This window comes from Streptomyces sp. NBC_01013 (assembly GCF_045162765.1).
In the GTDB taxonomy this organism is placed as follows: Bacteria; Actinomycetota; Actinomycetes; order Streptomycetales; family Streptomycetaceae; genus Streptomyces.
This window is the reverse complement of the sequence record NZ_CP108687.1, coordinates 1,057,702-1,075,109: the sequence shown is the minus strand read 5'-3', so window position 1 is coordinate 1,075,109 and position 17,408 is coordinate 1,057,702. Positions and strand designations below refer to the sequence as shown.

The 17,408-nt window shown below is 69.3% G+C and carries 13 protein-coding genes; 2 read left to right on the top strand and 11 right to left on the bottom strand.

Translation table 11 applies throughout. From position 1 onward, the window contains the following. Positions 1–43: 43 nt before the first annotated feature. The 9 genes from OG538_RS04545 to OG538_RS04505 form a co-directional block, all read right to left on the bottom strand. Positions 44–2,404, bottom strand: a complete 2,361-nt coding sequence (locus OG538_RS04545; RefSeq protein WP_406090379.1) for a discoidin domain-containing protein — start codon at positions 2,402–2,404, stop codon at positions 44–46. 1,370 nt (positions 2,405–3,774) lie between these two features. Next, entirely contained in the window at positions 3,775–4,629 is an 855-nt protein-coding gene (gene pssA, locus OG538_RS04540) for a CDP-diacylglycerol--serine O-phosphatidyltransferase (RefSeq protein WP_406090377.1), read from the bottom strand. After that, entirely contained in the window at positions 4,616–5,263 is a 648-nt protein-coding gene (locus tag OG538_RS04535; RefSeq protein ID WP_406090376.1) for a phosphatidylserine decarboxylase, read from the bottom strand. Before OG538_RS04535 ends, pssA begins: the two co-directional genes overlap by 14 nt. 181 nt (positions 5,264–5,444) lie before the next feature. Beyond that, positions 5,445–6,650, bottom strand: coding sequence for an acyl-CoA dehydrogenase family protein (locus OG538_RS04530; protein WP_406090374.1), 1,206 nt, complete (start codon positions 6,648–6,650; stop codon positions 5,445–5,447). 2 nt (positions 6,651–6,652) lie between these two features. Next, entirely contained in the window at positions 6,653–7,180 is a 528-nt protein-coding gene (locus OG538_RS04525; protein WP_326740005.1) for a MaoC family dehydratase, read from the bottom strand. 2 nt (positions 7,181–7,182) lie between these two features. After that, entirely contained in the window at positions 7,183–8,208 is a 1,026-nt protein-coding gene (locus tag OG538_RS04520) for an HpcH/HpaI aldolase/citrate lyase family protein (RefSeq protein WP_406090371.1), read from the bottom strand. Then, positions 8,205–10,217, bottom strand: coding sequence for a protein meaA (locus OG538_RS04515; protein WP_406090369.1), 2,013 nt, complete (start codon positions 10,215–10,217; stop codon positions 8,205–8,207). Before OG538_RS04515 ends, OG538_RS04520 begins: the two co-directional genes overlap by 4 nt. Position 10,218: 1 nt before the next feature. Next, positions 10,219–11,556 carry a crotonyl-CoA carboxylase/reductase gene (gene ccrA / locus OG538_RS04510; RefSeq protein ID WP_406090367.1) on the bottom strand — a complete coding sequence of 446 codons (1,338 nt, stop codon included), beginning with the start codon at positions 11,554–11,556 and terminating at the stop codon, positions 10,219–10,221. A 358-nt stretch (positions 11,557–11,914) separates the two neighbouring features. Further along, a complete protein-coding gene (locus OG538_RS04505; RefSeq protein WP_406090365.1) occupies positions 11,915–12,718 on the bottom strand; it encodes a GNAT family N-acetyltransferase in 804 nt (267 codons plus the stop codon). Between the two features lie 130 nt (positions 12,719–12,848). Here OG538_RS04505 and OG538_RS04500 point away from each other — a divergent pair, with 130 nt between their 5' ends. After that, positions 12,849–13,706 (top strand): restriction endonuclease, encoded by an 858-nt coding sequence (locus OG538_RS04500; RefSeq protein ID WP_406090363.1) that lies wholly within the window; start codon positions 12,849–12,851, stop codon positions 13,704–13,706. Between the two features lie 39 nt (positions 13,707–13,745). On the opposite strand, the gene OG538_RS04495 is transcribed toward OG538_RS04500, so the two are convergent. Then, entirely contained in the window at positions 13,746–14,561 is an 816-nt protein-coding gene (locus OG538_RS04495; protein ID WP_406090361.1) for a TetR family transcriptional regulator, read from the bottom strand. An 88-nt stretch (positions 14,562–14,649) separates the two neighbouring features. Continuing rightward, complete coding sequence (locus OG538_RS04490) at positions 14,650–16,431, bottom strand: 3-hydroxyacyl-CoA dehydrogenase family protein (RefSeq protein WP_406090359.1); 1,782 nt, start codon at positions 16,429–16,431, stop codon at positions 14,650–14,652. 372 nt (positions 16,432–16,803) lie between these two features. Here OG538_RS04490 and OG538_RS04485 point away from each other — a divergent pair, with 372 nt between their 5' ends. Continuing rightward, the gene (locus OG538_RS04485; protein ID WP_406090357.1) at positions 16,804–17,376 is read left to right on the top strand and encodes an adenylosuccinate lyase; all 573 of its coding nucleotides are present in this window, start codon (positions 16,804–16,806) and stop codon (positions 17,374–17,376) included. Positions 17,377–17,408: the final 32 nt, after the last annotated feature.

The following is a 17,408-nucleotide window of genomic DNA, read 5'->3' as shown; positions in this document are numbered from 1 at the left end:
GGCGGCACGCGTGGTGCGTGCCGCCCCGAGGGTGTGTTCCGGATCAGCTGGTGTAGGCCTCCAGTTCGGAGAGCTGTGCGGCCGGCCATCCCGTGTTGCCGGTGAAGGTCAGCCGCAGATAGCGCGACGGTGTGCCGGGAAGGGTGACAGCCGCCTGATTGCCGCTCGACGGATCGAAGGTGTAACCCGACGAGGCCTTGAGCGAGTTGAAGGTGCTGTTGTCGGTGCTGCCCGACACGCTCAGTGTCTGCGTGCGGGTGGACCAGGCAGCCGCCGGGGGAAGTTTCAGGACCAGCCGCTTGACCGCCTTGGCTGCGCCCAGGTCCACGGTGATGGTCTGCGGGAAAGCGTGGTTGGTGCTCTCCCAGTAGGTGTTCGCGTTGCCGTCCACGGCGTTGGACGCGCCGTACACGTCCGCGTGGCCGGACTCGGTGACGTTACGGCCCTGGGCGAGGTTCCCCGTCTCGACGGGCGGGTCCGTGGGCGGATCGGTCGGCGGGTCGGTGGGGTCCGTCGGACCGTTGCCGCCGCCGGGCACCCCACCGTTGGTCCACACAGGGGCCGGCCAGGTGCCGGTGCAGGCCGGCGGATCGGCGTACCAGCCGGAGTTCCCCGAGCCGCGGGTGATCTGGAAGCCACTGCCCACGCAGTTGTGGATCGGGTTGGACTGGGCGATGTGCGTGGCCACGACATCGGTGAAGGTGGCCGTGCCCGGTGCCTGGATCTGGAGGGCGTAGGTGCCGGCGCCGTCGATCCTGATGTGGTCGAAGTGCAGCCCGTTCGTCGCACCCTCGATGAGGTGGATCGCCGCGTACGAACTGTCCAGGATCTCGGTGTCGGAGATGTTGATCGTGGCGTTGACCGGCTCGTTGAGCCCGCTGAACCAGATGGCGCCGACGCCGAACTGCCAGTTGTAGTCGTTGTTGCCGGTGCGGATCAGCGTGTTGCGGGCGGCTGTCGTCGTACCGGAAACGGCCGTCCCCTGTCCGGAGTTGACGCCCGGGTAGCGGTTGGCGATGTGCAGCCCGCCGCCGTTGGTGATGGTGTCCGACATGACGTTGTCGGAGATGGTGATGTCCTTGCCGCCGTACGTGACGATGTTGTTGGCCAGGATCGGCAGGATCACGGTGTTGAAGGTGAACTTGTTCTTCACGTTCGGGACGTTCTCCGCCCACATGGCCAGACCGTCGTCACCGGTGTTGCGGACGAAGGTGTTGGTGACGGTGGAGTTGGTGACGCCGTAGTGGAAGTTCACGCCGTCCGCGGTCTGGTCCAGGATGCGGCTGTTCTTGATGGTGAAGTTGTCCATCGGGCCGTCCATCCAGGCGCCGCACTTGGTGTGCTGCATCCAGACGTTGTCGACGGTCGAGTTCGACAGGGCGCCCCCGATGGCGTTGACCTGGTCGTTGTCGACCCGCTCCTGGATGTCGCCGATGATGGCGAAGTCCTTGAGCGTGACGCCGCTGCTGCCTCCCTCCCCGGCGTACTTGCCGTAGACGCCGACGCCCTTGCTCCGGTTCGAGGGGTCCCGCCCGGTCAGGACGGAGTACCAGGGACCGGCGCCGCGCAGCGTGACCTTGTCCACGACGATGTGGTCGCGGACCTGGAAGGTGCCCCGCGGGATGTACACCTCCTTGCCCTGCGCCTTGCCCGCGTTCACGGCCGCCTGGATCTTGGCGGTCGAGTCGGCGGCCCCGGTCGGGTCGGCGCCGAAGTCGGCGACGACGTCGAGGGCGCCCGAGGGCTTGGCGGTCGGCGCGGCCACCTGCTCGAAGTCCGCCAGGTCGATGGTGAACGACGGTGAGGCGGCGGTGGACGAGACCTGCAACCGGACCTTCGTGCCGGCCGCGAGGGTCGACCCGAACATGGTCCGTGCCTCGTCGTAGAAGTGGTGCGGGTTGGTGTCGCCCGGGTTGTTGTTGAACGGGTAGCCGCCGTAGTACCAGCCGTACTTCGACGTGACCGGCACCGCCGTGGGGGAGGCGCCGTTCACCCTCACGTCGATCGAGGCGTCCCGGCCCGATCCGGCGGCGCTGTCCGGCAGGGAGTACCGGAAGGACATGGCGTTCGCGGGCGCGGTGAGCGTGAACTCCACGTACTCACCGACCGCGTCCAGCGTCACGGCCTGCCGGCCCGAAGCCTCGGAGGGCAGTGTGCCGTACAGGCGGTTCGGGCCGATCAGCGTGCCGTTGGTGGCTGCGTACTCGGCTTCCTGCTCCTTGAACGGAACAGTCGCACCGCGGCCGGGGACCGCCACGGGGGAGGGGGCGGGAACCCCCGCCGCCCGGGCGGGAGGAGCGCTGGACACGACCACGGCGGCGACGGCGCCGAACGTGGCGAGGGCCAGCGAGAGAGAGGCGGACAGGGATCGTCTGAGCAACTGGCGTCGGGGTGGTGGGGTCACGTGACAGTCGTCCTTGCGGCTCGTGGGGGCTCTTCGGACGCCCCACAGGCTAGGAGCAAGCCCGCAAGGAAGTCCACGCTGCTGCGCAAAAATCTGTTCTCCCTGCTCAAAATGCCGACGGAGCACTGTGAGAATCGGGTGTTCTGAGGGGGTTGGCCGGGCAGGTGGATGCGATGGTTCGCGGCCGCCGCCGCGGGCGGGCCGAGGGCGGGCCCGGCGAAGGGGCGCCCTGGCACGGACGTCGGGATCTCTCGCCGTCGGCCGCCCCGGATATCGCCGCACCCCATGGGCATTCCGCGCGCGGGACGGCTTCGGGATCGGGAGCGCTCCCACCTTTTCCCGGCCTTTCACCCGAAGGGGAAACGAATGAGATCCGTCAGCGGCGCGCGAAAGGGGAACGTTGTGGGGCGCGGGGCCGGCTGCCGCCCTCTGTTCGCCTTACCGGGCACGGCTGCCGCGCAGCCGCGTGCGTCCTGCCATCGAGGTCTCCTCAGGCGTGGGACAGCCCGTAAGCGGAATGCCAGACAGAATCCCGTACGGACGCTGCGACCGGCGCGGACCGGCCTTACGTCGACAGCAATCGGATCGTCGACGGGAGCGGCCGCGAGATACTGCTGACCAATGTCGACCGGTTCGGATGCAATGCCACCACGGGGGTGCGTCCATCACCTTTGGCCGGCCAATCCGGACCCCCTCGCGCGACCGATGGCGGAACGCGGTACCGGTACCGCCGGGGTGCCGTTTTCCACCCCGCTTCACTTGACAGGGACGTACGAAAAGGCGCGCTTTCCGAGTGCGGTCCATTCATGGGCGAATACGGAACCGAAGGGCAGGAGCACCCTCCAGGTATGCGACGCCATTTCCGATCTGGCGGAGAAACATGGCATCAGCTCATGCTCGGCGTACACGGCGCGGCGGACAATGAGGTGCACGTCCACCGCGTCCGGTGGAAGGGAGCGATCACCACTGGACAGTCCTACGCGGCGGGGGAACGGGCGACCGACCGCTACAGGTCCGACGACACCCCGGTGGCGGCGGACATCAGGAACGAGCCCCACGGAAGCAAGGCAGTAGCGCCCGCGCCAGGTGGAACTGCTCCGCCGATCAGGAGGGGGCCGCTCGTCCTCGCCCAGCCCTGGTTCATGGGCGAGTGGGGCCCTGCGACGCTGGAGCGGGATGTCCGGGATCCGGACCGGCTCTCTCCCCCGGACCGCCGGAGCCGCTCGGCGCAGACAGCAGTGCCGCGGGCATCGGACCCACGGGCCCGTACGGCTCCGGCCCGGCACGCGGGGCATCCCGCGTGCCGGGCCGGGCATGCACGAGGGCCCGGATGCTGGGGAGCATCCGGGCCCTCGTGCATGATGTGCGGACTACGGCAGCTGAGCTGCTCGTGCCTCGCGCCGGTTGTCACGGAAGGTGTTCACCCGGCGGGCAGTCGCGAAGAGCGGGATGACCGCTCCCAGGACCACCTGGAGCGCGCAGCCGGTCTGGAGCAGCAGCTGACCACCGGGCGCGTCGAACGCCCACGCGGCCAGCAGCCCCATCGCGGCCACGATCCAGCCGAGCATCGCCACCGCGAGGACGCCCCGCGGCTTGGGGTACTCGACCCGGCTCACCATCAGCCACGCCACGCCGACGATCGCGAGCAGCGTCGGCACGAAGGGCAGCTCCAGGAGCACGATCGAGATGACCGTGAGCGCTCCGAACGGGCTCGGCATGCCCTGGAACATGCCGTCCTTCAAGGTCACACAGGAGAATCTCGCAAGCCTGAGCACCACCGCCAGCAGCACCACGATCGCCGCGAGCGCCGAGACCCGCTGGTGTGCGTCGTCCGCGACCATGCCGTACACGAGGACGAAGTACGCCGGCGCGAGTCCGAAGCTCACCAGGTCCGAGAGGTTGTCCAGCTCGGCGCCCATCGGTGAGGAACGCAGCTTGCGGGCCACGAGCCCGTCGAACAGGTCGAAGATCGCCGCCATGAGCATCAGGATCACGGCAGTGGCCGCGGAGTGCCGCGCCATGCCGCTCTCGTCGCTGCCCGTGAGGTGCGGGATGAGGATTCCCGTGGTGGTGAAGTACACCGCCATGAATCCGCAGGTGGCGTTACCGAGAGTGAGGGTGTCCGCTATCGACAGTCGCATCGAGAGCGGCATGTCCTCGGCGTCGTCCTCCGCGTCGGCCTCAGGCACCCAGCCGGCCTGTGTGTCCGGATCAATCACGGTCAATTCGAGTCACCCCCGCGGTGGTGGCCTGGCCGACCTCGACCGCGACATCGATACCTTCCGGAAGGTAGATGTCGACCCGGGAGCCGAAGCGGATCAGGCCGATGCGCTCGCCCTGCTCGACCTTCGTGCCCTGCGGGAGGTAGGGGACGATGCGGCGGGCGACCGCACCCGCGATCTGCACCATCTCGATGTCGCCGAGCTCGGTGTCGAAGTGCCAGACAACGCGCTCGTTGTTCTCGCTCTCCTTGTTGAACGCCGGGACGAATCCGCCGGGGATGTGCTCGACCGATGTCACCGTGCCGGCCAGCGGCGCGCGGTTGACGTGCACGTTCAGCGGGCTCATGAAGATCGCGACGCGGGTGCGTCCGTCCTTCCACGGCATGATGCTCTGCACCACGCCGTCGGCGGGAGAGATGACGCGACCCTGGGTGATCTCGCGCTCGGGGTCGCGGAAGAACCACAGCATGCCCGCCGCGAGCGCGGTGGTGGGCACGGCCACTGCTGCCCAGCGCCCGGACTTGCGGGCCCGGGTCAGGCTGAGGGCGGCGGTGGCGAGGGTCGGCAGGAGCCACGGCGAAGCTCCGCGTGCAAGGCGGACCCCGCCGCGTGGTGCAGAGGTATGGCTGTCGGGCATGGATGACCTTCGTAGCGGATGATGCCGCGCTGGCAACGGGGGACGGCGGCTTTTCCGGCGATGTTATCGGTTGCGGACCGCAACTGGGCAAGCCAGCAGCCGAGTCGGACGTCTGGAAGGCACCGGATGAGGATGACAGGGTGTGATCTTCTTCGCGGCTAAATCGCCACGAAAGGGACAATCAACCCTGGATACGGTACTCCTCAAGGAGTCGGCGCCCGATGATCATTTTCTGGATCTCGGCGGTACCTTCACCGATCAGCAGCATCGGGGCCTCACGGTAGAGGCGCTCGATCTCGTACTCCTTGGAGAAGCCGTAGCCGCCGTGGATGCGGAAGGCGTCCTCGACGACTTCCTTGCAGTACTCGGAGGCGAGGTACTTCGCCATCCCTGCCTCCAGGTCGTTCCGCTCCCCGGAGTCCTTTTTGCGCGCTGCATTTACCATCATTGCATGCGCGGCCTCGACCTTGGTGGCCATTTCGGCCAGCTTGAACTGGATCGCCTGGTGCTGGGCGATCGGCTTTCCGAAGGTGTGGCGCTGCTGCGCGTAGGAAACGCCCAGTTCGAATGCACGCTGAGCGACGCCACAGCCACGCGCAGCCACATTTACGCGTCCGACCTCCACGCCGTCCATCATTTGGTAAAACCCTCGCCCGGTGGTGCCGCCCAGCACGCGATTGGCCGGAATGCGTAGTCCGTCCATGATGAGTTCGGTGGTGTCGACGCCCTTGTAGCCCATCTTGTCGATCTTTCCCGGGATGGTGAGACCGGGCCGGACCTCGCCGAATCCGGGCTCCTTCTCCACCAGGAAGGTCGTCATCGACTTGTGCGGGGGCGTGCCCTCGGCGTGGCCTTCGTCACTCCGGCACAGGACCGCCACGAGCGAGGACGTGCCGCCGTTCGTCAGCCACATCTTCTGACCGTTGAGGACGTACTCCTCGCCGTCCTTGACGCCCTTGGAGCTGATCGCCGAGACGTCGGAACCCAGCGCCGGCTCGGACATCGAGAACGCGCCGCGCACCTCGCCCAGGGCCATCCGGGGCAGGAAGGTGTCCTTCTGCTCCTGCGTGCCGTGCTGCTTGAGCATGTACGCCACGATGAAGTGCGTGTTGATGATCCCCGACACGCTCATCCAGCCGCGGGCGATTTCCTCCACGCACAGCGCGTATGTGAGAAGCGACTCACCCAGCCCCCCGTACTCCTCGGGAATCATCAGCCCGAACAGGCCGAGTTCCTTGAGGCCCTCGACGATCTCGGTCGGGTACTCGTCGCGGTGCTCCAGCTGGGTCGCGACCGGAATGATCTCCTTGTCGACGAAATCCCGGACCGTGGAGAGGATTTCCTGCTGGACGTCGTTGAGACCGGCCGTCTGGGCGAGTCGCGTCATGGTTACTTCTCCACGTTCTTCTGCGAAGGCTGCTTCAGCTCCGGGCGGCCGGGCTGTTCGCCACCCCGCTCCTTGATGTACGTCTCGGTGGGGACCATGACCTTGCGGCGGAACACGCAGACGAGCGTGCCGTCCTGCTTGTAGCCCTTGGTCTCCACATAAACGATTCCGCGGTCGCTCTTGGACCGCGACGGCGTCTTGTCCAGAACGGTGGTCTCGCCGTAGATCGTGTCGCCGTGGAACGTCGGCGCCACGTGCTTCAGCGACTCGACCTCCAGGTTGGCGATCGCCTTTCCGGAGACGTCGGGGACCGACATGCCCAGCAACAGCGAGTAGATGTAGTTGCCGACCACAACGTTCTTGCCGAAGTCGGTTGTCTTCTCGGCGTAGTTGCTGTCCATGTGCAGCGGGTGGTGATTCATGGTCAGCAGACAGAAGAGGTGGTCGTCGTATTCGGTGACGGTCTTTCCGGGCCAGTGCTTGTAGACCGCACCGACCTCGAATTCCTCGTACGTGCGTCCGAACTGCATGATCAGGCCTCCGGCGCTTCGAACTTGGAGGTGCGCTGCATGCCGGCCGCGCGGCCCTTGCCCGCGATGACCAGCGCCATCTTGCGGCTGGCTTCGTCGATCATCTCGTCGCCGAGCATCGCGGAGCCCTTCTTGCCGCCCTCCTCGGAGGTGCACCAGTCGTAGGCGTCGAGGATGAGCTCGGCGTGGTCGTAGTCCTCCTGCGAGGGGGAGAACACCTCGTTGGCCGCGTCGACCTGACCGGGGTGCAGCACCCACTTGCCGTCGAAGCCGAGCGCGGCCGCACGGCCGGCGACCTCGCGGTAGGCGTCCACGTCGCGGATCTGGAGGAACGGTCCGTCGATCGCCTGGAGGTCGTGCGTGCGAGCCGCCATCAGGATGCGCATCAGGATGTAGTGGTACGCGTCCGCGCCGTACCCGGGCGGCTGCTGACCCACGACCAGGGTCTTCATGTTGATCGACGCCATGAAGTCGGCCGGGCCGAAGATCAGGGTCTCCAGCCGGGGCGAGGCGGCGGCGATGTCGTCGATGTTGACGAGGCCCTTGGCGTTCTCGATCTGCGCCTCGATGCCGATCTTCCCGACCTCGAAGCCCATCGTCTTCTCGATCTGGGTGAGCAGCAGGTCCAGCGCGACGACCTGCTGTGCGTCCTGGACCTTCGGCAGCATGATGCAGTCGAGGTTCGGGCCCGCACCCTCCACGACCGTGATGACGTCGCGGTACGTCCAGTGCGTCGTCCAGTCGTTGACCCGCACGACCCGGGTCTTGCCCGCCCAGTCGCCGTTGTTGAGCGCGTCGACGATGTGGTGCCGGGCGCCCTCCTTGGCGAGCGGGGCGCAGGCGTCCTCCAGGTCCAGGAACACCTGGTCCGCGGGGAGGCCCTGGGCCTTCTCCAGGAACCGGGGGTTGGAGCCCGGGACGGCCAGGCAGGAGCGGCGGGGGCGCAGCCGGTTCACGGCAGACGAGGGGTGCACGGCGGAGCCGCCCGAAATCGGGGTGGTGGCGGGCGACGGGCTGGGCGTGGTCATGCGGGGACCTCCAGAGGGTCGAGCTTGTTCGCTTTCCGGATCTCGTCGACGATACGGCCGATGATCTCCGTGATGCCGAAGTCCTTCGGGGTGAATACGGCGGCGACACCGGCCTCGATCAGGGCCTCGGCGTCGGCCGGGGGAATGATCCCGCCCGCGATCACCGGGATGTCGCCGGCGCCGGTGCGGCGCAGCCGGTTCAGGACGTCCGGCACCAGCTCGGCGTGCGAGCCGGACAGGATCGACAGACCGACGCAGTGCACGTCCTCGGCGACGGCCGCCGAGACGATCTGCTCGGGCGTGAGGCGGATGCCCTGGTAGACGACCTCGAAACCGGCGTCACGGGCCCGTACGGCGATCTGCTCGGCGCCGTTGGAGTGTCCGTCGAGGCCCGGCTTCCCGACGAGCAGCCGCAGCCGGCCCGCGCCCAGGTCCTCGGCGGTCCGGGCGACCTTCTCGCGTACGAGAGCCAGTGGGGTGCCCGCCTCCGCGGTCACCGCGACGGGGGCGGACGACACACCGGTCGGCGCGCGGAACTCGCCGAAGACGTCGCGCAGTGCCCAGGACCACTCGCCGGTGGTGACGCCCGCGCGGGCGCACTCGACGGTCGCCTCCATCATGTTCTCGGTGCCCGCGGCAGCCTTCTTCAGCGCGGCCAGCGCCTCGGTGGCGCGCGGCTCGTCGCGGTTGTCGCGCCACTCGTGGAGTGCGGCCACGACCTTGGCCTCGTTCGCCGGGTCGACCGTCATGATCGCCCCGTCGAGGTCGGCGGTGAGCGGGTTGGGCTCGGTCGTTCCGTAGATGTTGACGCCGACGATCTTCTCCTCGCCGCCCTCGATCCGAGCGCGCCGCGCGGCGTGCGAGGAGACCAGCTCGGACTTGAGATAGCCGGACTCGACGGCCGCCATGGCACCGCCCATCTGCTCGATCCGGTCCATCTCGGCCAGCGAGTCGGTGACCAGCTCGTCCACCTTGGCCTCGATGACGTGCGAACCGGCGAAGATGTCCTCGTACTCCAGCAGATCGCTCTCGTGGGCGAGGACCTGCTGGATGCGCAGCGACCACTGCTGGTCCCAGGGCCGGGGGAGCCCCAGCGCCTCGTTCCATGCGGGCAGCTGCACGGCGCGGGCGCGGGCGTCCTTGGAGAGGGTGACGGCCAGCATCTCCAGCACGATGCGCTGGACGTTGTTCTCCGGCTGCGCCTCGGTCAGTCCGAGCGAGTTGACCTGGACGCCGTAACGGAAGCGGCGCTGCTTGGCGTCTTGGATGCCGTAACGCTCACGGGTGACCCGGTCCCAGATGCGGCCGAAGGCGCGCATCTTGCACATCTCCTCGATGAAGCGGACGCCCGCGTTCACGAAGAAGGAGATCCGGGCGACCACGTCGCCGAACTTCTCCTCGGGCACCTGCCCGGAGTCACGGACCGCGTCGAGCACGGCGATCGCCGTGGACATGGCGTACGCGATCTCCTGGACCGGGGTGGCCCCGGCCTCCTGCAGGTGGTAGCTGCAGATGTTGATCGGGTTCCACTTGGGGATGTGGTTGACCGTGTACGTGATCATGTCGGTGGTCAGCCGCAGCGAGGGTCCCGGCGGGAAGACGTGCGTCCCGCGCGAGAGGTACTCCTTGACGATGTCGTTCTGCGTGGTGCCCTGGAGCTTGCCCGGGTCGGCGCCCTGCTCCTCCGCGACCACCTGATAGAGCGCCAGCAGCCACATCGCCGTGGCGTTGATCGTCATGGAGGTGTTCATCTGTTCCAGGGGGATCTCCTGGAACAGCCGGCGCATGTCACCGAGGTGCGAGACGGGCACGCCGACCCGGCCGACCTCGCCGCGCGCGAGGACGTGGTCGGGGTCGTAGCCGGTCTGGGTCGGCAGGTCGAAGGCGACCGACAGACCCGTCTGGCCCTTGGCGAGGTTGCGCCGGTAGAGCTCGTTGGACGCCTCGGCGGTCGAATGACCGGCGTACGTCCGCATGAGCCACGGGCGGTCCTTCTGACGGCCGCTCATGTCAGACGTTCCGGAAGCGGTTGATGGCGTCGATGTGCTGCTCGCGCAGTTCCCCGTTGCGCACGCCGAGTCCTTCGCCCGGGGCCAGCGCCAGGACGCCGACCTTGCCCTGGTGGAGGTTGCGGTGCACGTCGTATGCGGCCTGGCCGGTGTCCTCCAGGGAGTACACCTTCGACAGCGTCGGGTGGATCTTCCCCTTCGCGACCAGGCGGTTGGCCTCCCACGCCTCGCGGTAGTTGGCGAAGTGCGAGCCCACGATCTTCTTGAGCGACATCCACAGGTAGCGGTTGTCGTACTCGTGGTTGTAGCCCGATGTGGAGGCACAGGTGACGATCGTGCCGCCCTTGCGGGTCACGTACACACTCGCGCCGAAGGTCTCGCGGCCCGGGTGCTCGAAGACGATGTCCACGTCCTCGCCGCCGGTCAGTTCACGGATGCGCTTGCCGAAGCGCTTCCACTCGCGCGGGTCCTGGTTGTGCTCGTCCTTCCAGAACTTGTAGCCCTCGGCGTTGCGGTCGATGATCGCCTCGGCGCCCATCTTGCGGCAGATCTCCGCCTTCTGGTCACTGGAGACGACACAGATCGGGTTGGCGCCTCCGGCCAGGGCGAACTGCGTGGCGTAGGAGCCGAGTCCGCCGCTGGCGCCCCAGATGAGGACGTTGTCGCCCTGCTTCATGCCGGCGCCGTTGCGGGAGACGAGCTGGCGGTACGCGGTGGAGTTGACCAGCCCGGGAGCGGCCGCCTCCTCCCAGCTGAGGTGGTCCGGCTTCGGCATCAGCTGGTTGGACTTGACGAGCGCGATCTCTGCCAGCCCGCCGAAGTTGGTCTCGAAGCCCCAGATGCGCTGCTCAGGGTCGAGCATCGTGTCGTTGTGGCCGTCCGAGGACTCCAGTTCGACCGAGAGGCAGTGTGCGACGACCTCGTCGCCGGGCTGCCAGGCGTTGACACCCGGGCCGGTGCGCAGGACGACGCCCGCCAGGTCGGAGCCGATGACGTGGTACGGGAGGTCGTGGCGCTTGCTGAGGTCGCTGAGCTTTCCGTAGCGCTCCAGGAAGCCGAAGGTCGAGACGGGCTCGAAGATCGACGTCCACACGGAGTTGTAGTTGACCGAGCTGGCCATGACCGCCACCAGGGCCTCGCCCGGGCCGAGCTCGGGCACCGGCACGTCCTCGACGTGCAGGGACTTGCGGGGGTCCTTGTCGCGGCTGGCGACGCCGGCGAACATCTCGGCCTCGTCCTTGTGCACGGTCACCGCGCGGTACGACTCGGGGACGGACAGGGCGGCGAAGTCCGCAGCGGTGCTGTCCTCGGACTGGATCGCGTCCAGGATTTCCTTCACGGTGTGCCTCCGGCGGAGCGGCGTTTGAGGGAACGCTTGAGGGTCCTGCGAAGCAGGGGGAGCGGTATTGCGTGGAGGTGTGCCGTCGGTTCGGCGGGTGGTGCTTTTACTGCTTGCTCTGTGGAGCAGAAGGGTTTGCCTGTGACGCAGGCGTCCGGGCGCGCAGGCACCTGGCTTGCGGGGACAGCCGGCGTACGTGAGGTCTCAGCACGCCGGCCGCCCGGACGTCTTCAACGTATGGCACTCCGTGACAGCTGGCAAGGCACTGGGTGCCAGCAATTTCCCTCAATTGTCATCCGGGTGCCACGCATGAGCAACACGACGGGGGTTTTGGTGTGATGTGCCCCGGCGTGGGTGCTCAGGAGGCGGGGCGGTAGATGTAGGGCGTCGTCGTGCCCACCGCCGTGAATCCGAGGCGCTGGAGGATCGGGCGGCTGTACTCCGTGGCGTCGACCTGGAGGTACCGGTAACCCCGCTCGGCGGCGATCCCCGCCCGGTGGGCGACCAGCGCCCGGTAGATGCCCTTGCCGCGCCATGCCTCGACCGTGCCGCCGCCCCACAGCCCGGCGAAGCCGGTGCCCGGGTACAGCTCCATCCGGGCCGAGCTCACCGGCTCGTCGCCCGCCACGGCCAGCACGCAGACGAAGTGGTCCGGGTCCTCCTCCAGCCGCGCCAGCACCTGGCGGCGAAGCCGGGACCAGTCCGAACCGAACGCCTGCTCATGGGCCCGTGCCATCAGCTCCACATCGGCCTCGTCACACACCGTGCGCAGGTGGACGCCCTCCGGGAGCCGTACGGCCATGGGCAGGTCCGCGACCGGCGCGACGAGGAGGGTCTCCGGATCCTCGGGCACGAAGCCGGCCGCCAGCAGCCGCGCCCCGAGGTCGGCCGGCCGGTCGTGCCCGTACAGCTTCCACTCGAACTCCCCGTACCCGAGTGCCGTGCAGTGGGCCACCTGCGCGGCGATCGCGGCGTCAGCCCTGGCCGCGTCCAGATCGGGCGACGACCATACGACCCCGTTCCAGTCGTCCTCCCCGCCCACCAGCCGTACGAGGTCGGCGGTGCGCTCGACGCGGACGCCGGGGCCGTCGGGGCGGGCGTGCTCCCGCATCTCGCGGTCGAAAGCGGCCAGCAGGGGGTGGCGGTCCTGAATGCGTGTCATCCGCACACCACAGCACTGCGCCGAGGTGCCGGCAACCGCATTTGGCACCCGTTGAATCCGCCGGACCTGGGCAGACGGCAGAGATGAATGATCTTGGAAGACTCATATCCGGACGAGCGGGGCGGCGGGGATGACGGTACCGGTGCGGGAACGGGGTTTCGAGGGCCGTAGGAAGGCGTTCAGCGTGCGCAGGACCGCTTTCGGGTTCGGCGCCGTCGCCCTGCTGATCTGCGGTGGATGGTGGGCGGTGCGCACCGTGTGGGAGGGCGTGTGCAGGCATCCGGTCGCTGTGGTGCCGGTCGCGGCGCTCGGCGCGGCGGGCGTCCTGCTCCTGCACCTTCGTGGGCCGCGCCGCCGCCCGCGCGGGGGGCCCAGCCCGCTCTCCGAGGCCGCGCGCGAGCTCTTCGACCCGCCTCAGGAGCTCTTCGACGCGCCGCGGGAGTTCGACCCGCCTCAGGAGCTCCGTGACCCGCCCCGGGAGCTCCTCGACCCGGCCCCGGAGCTGTCCGGCCACCCCCACGACGACATCGCCCGCACGGTCGTCCTGACAGAGCCGGAACAGGTGGAGCCGGAGAGCGAGGTCACGGACTACGCCGCCCTGGACGCAGACGCTTTCGAGGACGCGATCGCCGCGCTCTGCGAGCGGGACGGCTGCTCCGACGTGCAGGTCGTGGGCGGAGCGGGGGACCTGGGGGCGGACGTGATCGCCACGGCCCCGGACGGGCGGCGCCTGGTCGTCCAGTGCAAGTGTTACGGCCCCGCCACCAAAGTCGGTTCCCAGGACCTTCAGCGATTCGGCGGTACCTGCTACGCCGTGCACGAGGCGGAGATCGCCGTCTGCGTCACCACCAGCGAATACACGGGCCCCGCCCTGGACTACGCCGAGCAGTGCGGCATCCTGTGCCTGGACGGCGAGGCGCTCGCGGGCTGGAGCGAGGGCTCCGCGCCGCCGCCGTGGCAGGCCGACGAGGCCTCTGAAGGCCTCTGAAGGCCTCCGTTCAGGGCGGCCGGGGACGGGCGGTCCCGCTCAGCGCTCCTTGAGCGCCTGCTGGATCGTGCGCATGACCTCGTCCAGCGGCGCGTCGGTACGGGCCACGGCCACCAGGACCTCGCCCTCCGTGCCCACCGAGGCGGCCGGCGGCTTCGACGGCTCGCTGCCGGCGGTCCGGCCCGCGCCGATACCCGACCCGAACGTGTCGCGGACGATGGCGAACGCCTGGTCCAGCTGCGCCTCCACGTCCCCTTGACCGTCCGCGCGCAGCCAGCGCCGCAGCACGTGGTTGTGCGCGGTGACCACGGCGGACGCCGCGACCTCAGCCAGGAGCGGATCGTCGTTGCCGACCAGGTGATCGCGCTCGTCGAAGTGGCCCAGAAGATAGCGCGTGAACAGCCGCTCGTAACGGGCCACCGAGGCGATCTCGGCCTGCCGGAGGGTGGGCACTTCGCGGGTCAGCTTGTACCGGGCCACGGAGACCGCGGGCTTCGCCGCGTACATCCGCATGACTTCCTTGATGCCCCGGCAGACCGTGTCGAGCGGGTGCTCGTGCGCGGGCGCGGCGTTGAGGACGGCCTCGGCCCGCACGAGGGTGTCGTCGTGGTCGGGGAAGATGGCCTCTTCCTTGGACCGGAAGTGCCGGAAGAAGGTCCGCCGGGCGACGCCGGCCGCCCCCGCGATCTCGTCGACGGTCGTCGCCTCGTAGCCCTTCGTGGCGAAGAGCTCCATCGCCGCCGCGGCCAGCTCACGGCGCATTTTGAGCCGTTGGGCGGCGGCGCGGGTGCCGGCGGCGGTTTCCGGGACGTCGGGCGCGGCGGACACACGGGGGGACCTGGCGGGCTGGGACATGGTGTGAACGTACTGCATCGGTGCAGGAGATCGCGCCTGCGGGGGCGGGCCACCCGAAGGGCCGAGCAGCCCGCCCCACCGCCCCGGCTCAGCGGCGGGCATATTCGCGGAAGCCGCGCCCCGTCTTGCGGCCGAGGCAGCCCGCGGCCACCAGATGCTCCAGGAGCGGCGCAGGGGCGAGACCCGGGTCGCGGAACTCGCCGTGCAGGACCTTCTCGATGGCCAGCGAGACATCGAGCCCGACGACGTCCAGGAGCTCGAAGGGCCCCATCGGGTAGCCGCCGCCCAGCTTCATCGCGGCGTCGATGTCGTCGAGGGTCGCGTAGTGCTCCTCGACCATCTTGATCGCGTTGTTGAGGTACGGGAACAGCAGCGCGTTCACGATGAACCCGGCCCTGTCCCCGCAGTCCACCGGGTGCTTGCGCACCTTCCCGCAGACTTCGCGGACCGTGGCGTGCACGTCGTCGGCCGTGAGCACCGTACGGACGACCTCGACCAGCTTCATCGCCGGTGCCGGGTTGAAGAAGTGCATTCCGATGACGTCCTCGGGCCGCGAGGTGGCCCGGGCGATCGACACGACGGGCAGCGAGGAGGTGGTGGTCGCGAGCACCGCGCCCGGCCTGCACACCTTGTCCAGCGTGGCGAACAGCTGCTGCTTGACCAGCAGGTCCTCGGCGACGGCCTCGACGGCCAGGTCGACGCCGGCGAAGGCGTCCAGCGACCCCGCCGCGGTGATCCGGGCGAGCGTCTCGTCCCGGGCCTCGGCCGTCAGCCGCCCCTTGGCGACCGACCGCTCCAGCGACTTCGCGATCCGGCCCTTGGCGATGTCCGCCTTCTCCTGGCTGCGCGCGGCGAGCACCACGTCGTAACCGGCCTTCGCGAAGACCTCCGCGATGCCCGAAGCCATCGTCCCGGAGCCCGCGACCCCCACCGAACCCACCGTGCGGCCCGTGCCCGCTCCGGCGTCCTGCGCCGGAGTCAGCGAGTCGGGCACCACCGTCTGGCTGCCCGGCTCCGCGTACGTGTAGAAGCCGCGGCCCGCCTTGCGCCCGGTCAGCCCGGCCGCACTGAGCTGGCCCAGGACGGGCGCCGGGGCGTGCAGCCGGTCGTGCGAGGCGGAGTACATCGCCTCCAGCACGGTGCGGGCGGTGTCGATGCCGATCAGGTCCAGCAGCGCGAGCGGGCCCATCGGCAGCCCGCAGCCGAGCTTCATCGCCGCGTCGATGTCCTCGCGGGACGCGTAGTTCGCCTCGTACATGGCGGCGGCCTGGTTGAGGTAGCCGAACAGCAGGCCGTCGGCGACGAACCCCGGGCGGTCGCCGACCGCGACCGGCTCCTTGCCCAGTTCCCGGGCGAGTGCGGTGACGGCCTCGACGGCCGGCGGTGCGGTCAGCACGGAGGAGACCACCTCGACCAGCTTCATCGCCGGTGCCGGGTTGAAGAAGTGCAGGCCGAGGACCCGCTCCGGGTGCTGCGACTCCGCGGCGAGACGGGTCACGGACAGGGCGTTCGTGCCCGTCGCGAGGATCGCGGTGGGGGAGACGATCGCGTCGAGCTCGCGGAAGACCTGCTGCTTGATCTCGTACGTCTCCGGCACGACCTCGATGACCAGCTCCGCCTCGGCCGCGGCCTGGAGGTCGGAGAAGGTGCGGAAACGGGCGAGGGCGTCGCGCCGCTCCTCCTCGGTGATCCGCCCGCGCTGCACGGCGCGGGCGGTTGAGGCCTCCAGCGAGGCGACGGCCTGGCGGGCGGCCGCGTCACTGATGTCGATACCGATGACCTCGCGGCCGGCACGGGCCAGGACCTCGGCGATGCCGGTGCCCATGGTGCCGAGGCCGACGACGGCAATGGTGCTGAGCGGGGTGTCCATCACGGGACTCCAGGGATGAGTGACGACTGAGGGACGCACGGAGCGCGCGGCCGATGAGAGGGGCCTAAGGGCCCGACCGGCGCATGGCGTGCGGGAATGGCCTGTCGTGGTGCTCGGGTCCCGGGCGCGGAGAACACGCCGGGACCGGGAAGGGCGACGGACTCTGTCCCGGAGTCACGTCTCGCAAAACTGCCGAACCGACAAACACTCCGGGTGGCTGCGTCACCAGGCCACCGGAGCCTGCGGGGGAGTGTCCCGCTCACATGAGGTTAACCGGCGAGTAACGAGCGCGCCAGTCCTCGGTTGTTGTGGCCCCCCTCACATCCGCGACCTCCGTCGCCACGCTGTGTGTCCATCGATACGCTGAGCGTCATGGATGAGGAGTTCCGGTCGCTGACGCACCGGCTGGCGGACGAGGCGGGGGAGTCGGCGGCGTATCGCAGGCTGCTCGACACCGATGACGACGAGGAACTGGCCCGGGTGCTCATCGAGCGCGAACGCCCGCTGTGGGCGCGCGAGATCGCCGCGTTCCGGCTCGGCTGCGGCGGTGACCGCCGCGCCTTCGAGACGCTGGTGCTGCTGCTCAACCACCGAGACCCGGAACGCTGCGTCGGCGCCGCCCACGCGCTCGCCCGCCTCGGCGACCCCCGCACCCCGCGCGCGGCCGCGGCGCTCGCCACCAACGCCCTGCGCACCGCCTATGCCCTGCACCCGGTCCGCCTGCTCGCCGAGCTGAGAGCCCCGGAGTCCGTACCGGCGCTGATGAGCACCCTGTCCCGGCTGCTGGGGCCCGACGAACCGCACTGGCGGGTGGCGCTCGCCTGCGTGGAGGGCCTCGGACGGCTCGGCGACGCGCAGGCGCGCCCGGTCCTGGAAGCGGCCCTGCCCCACCCCCGTCTCGGTCGGGCGGCCGAGGACGCCCTCAGCCGCCTGCCGGCGGGCTGAAGGGAACGAGGCGCCCGCACCCCGTCCCACCG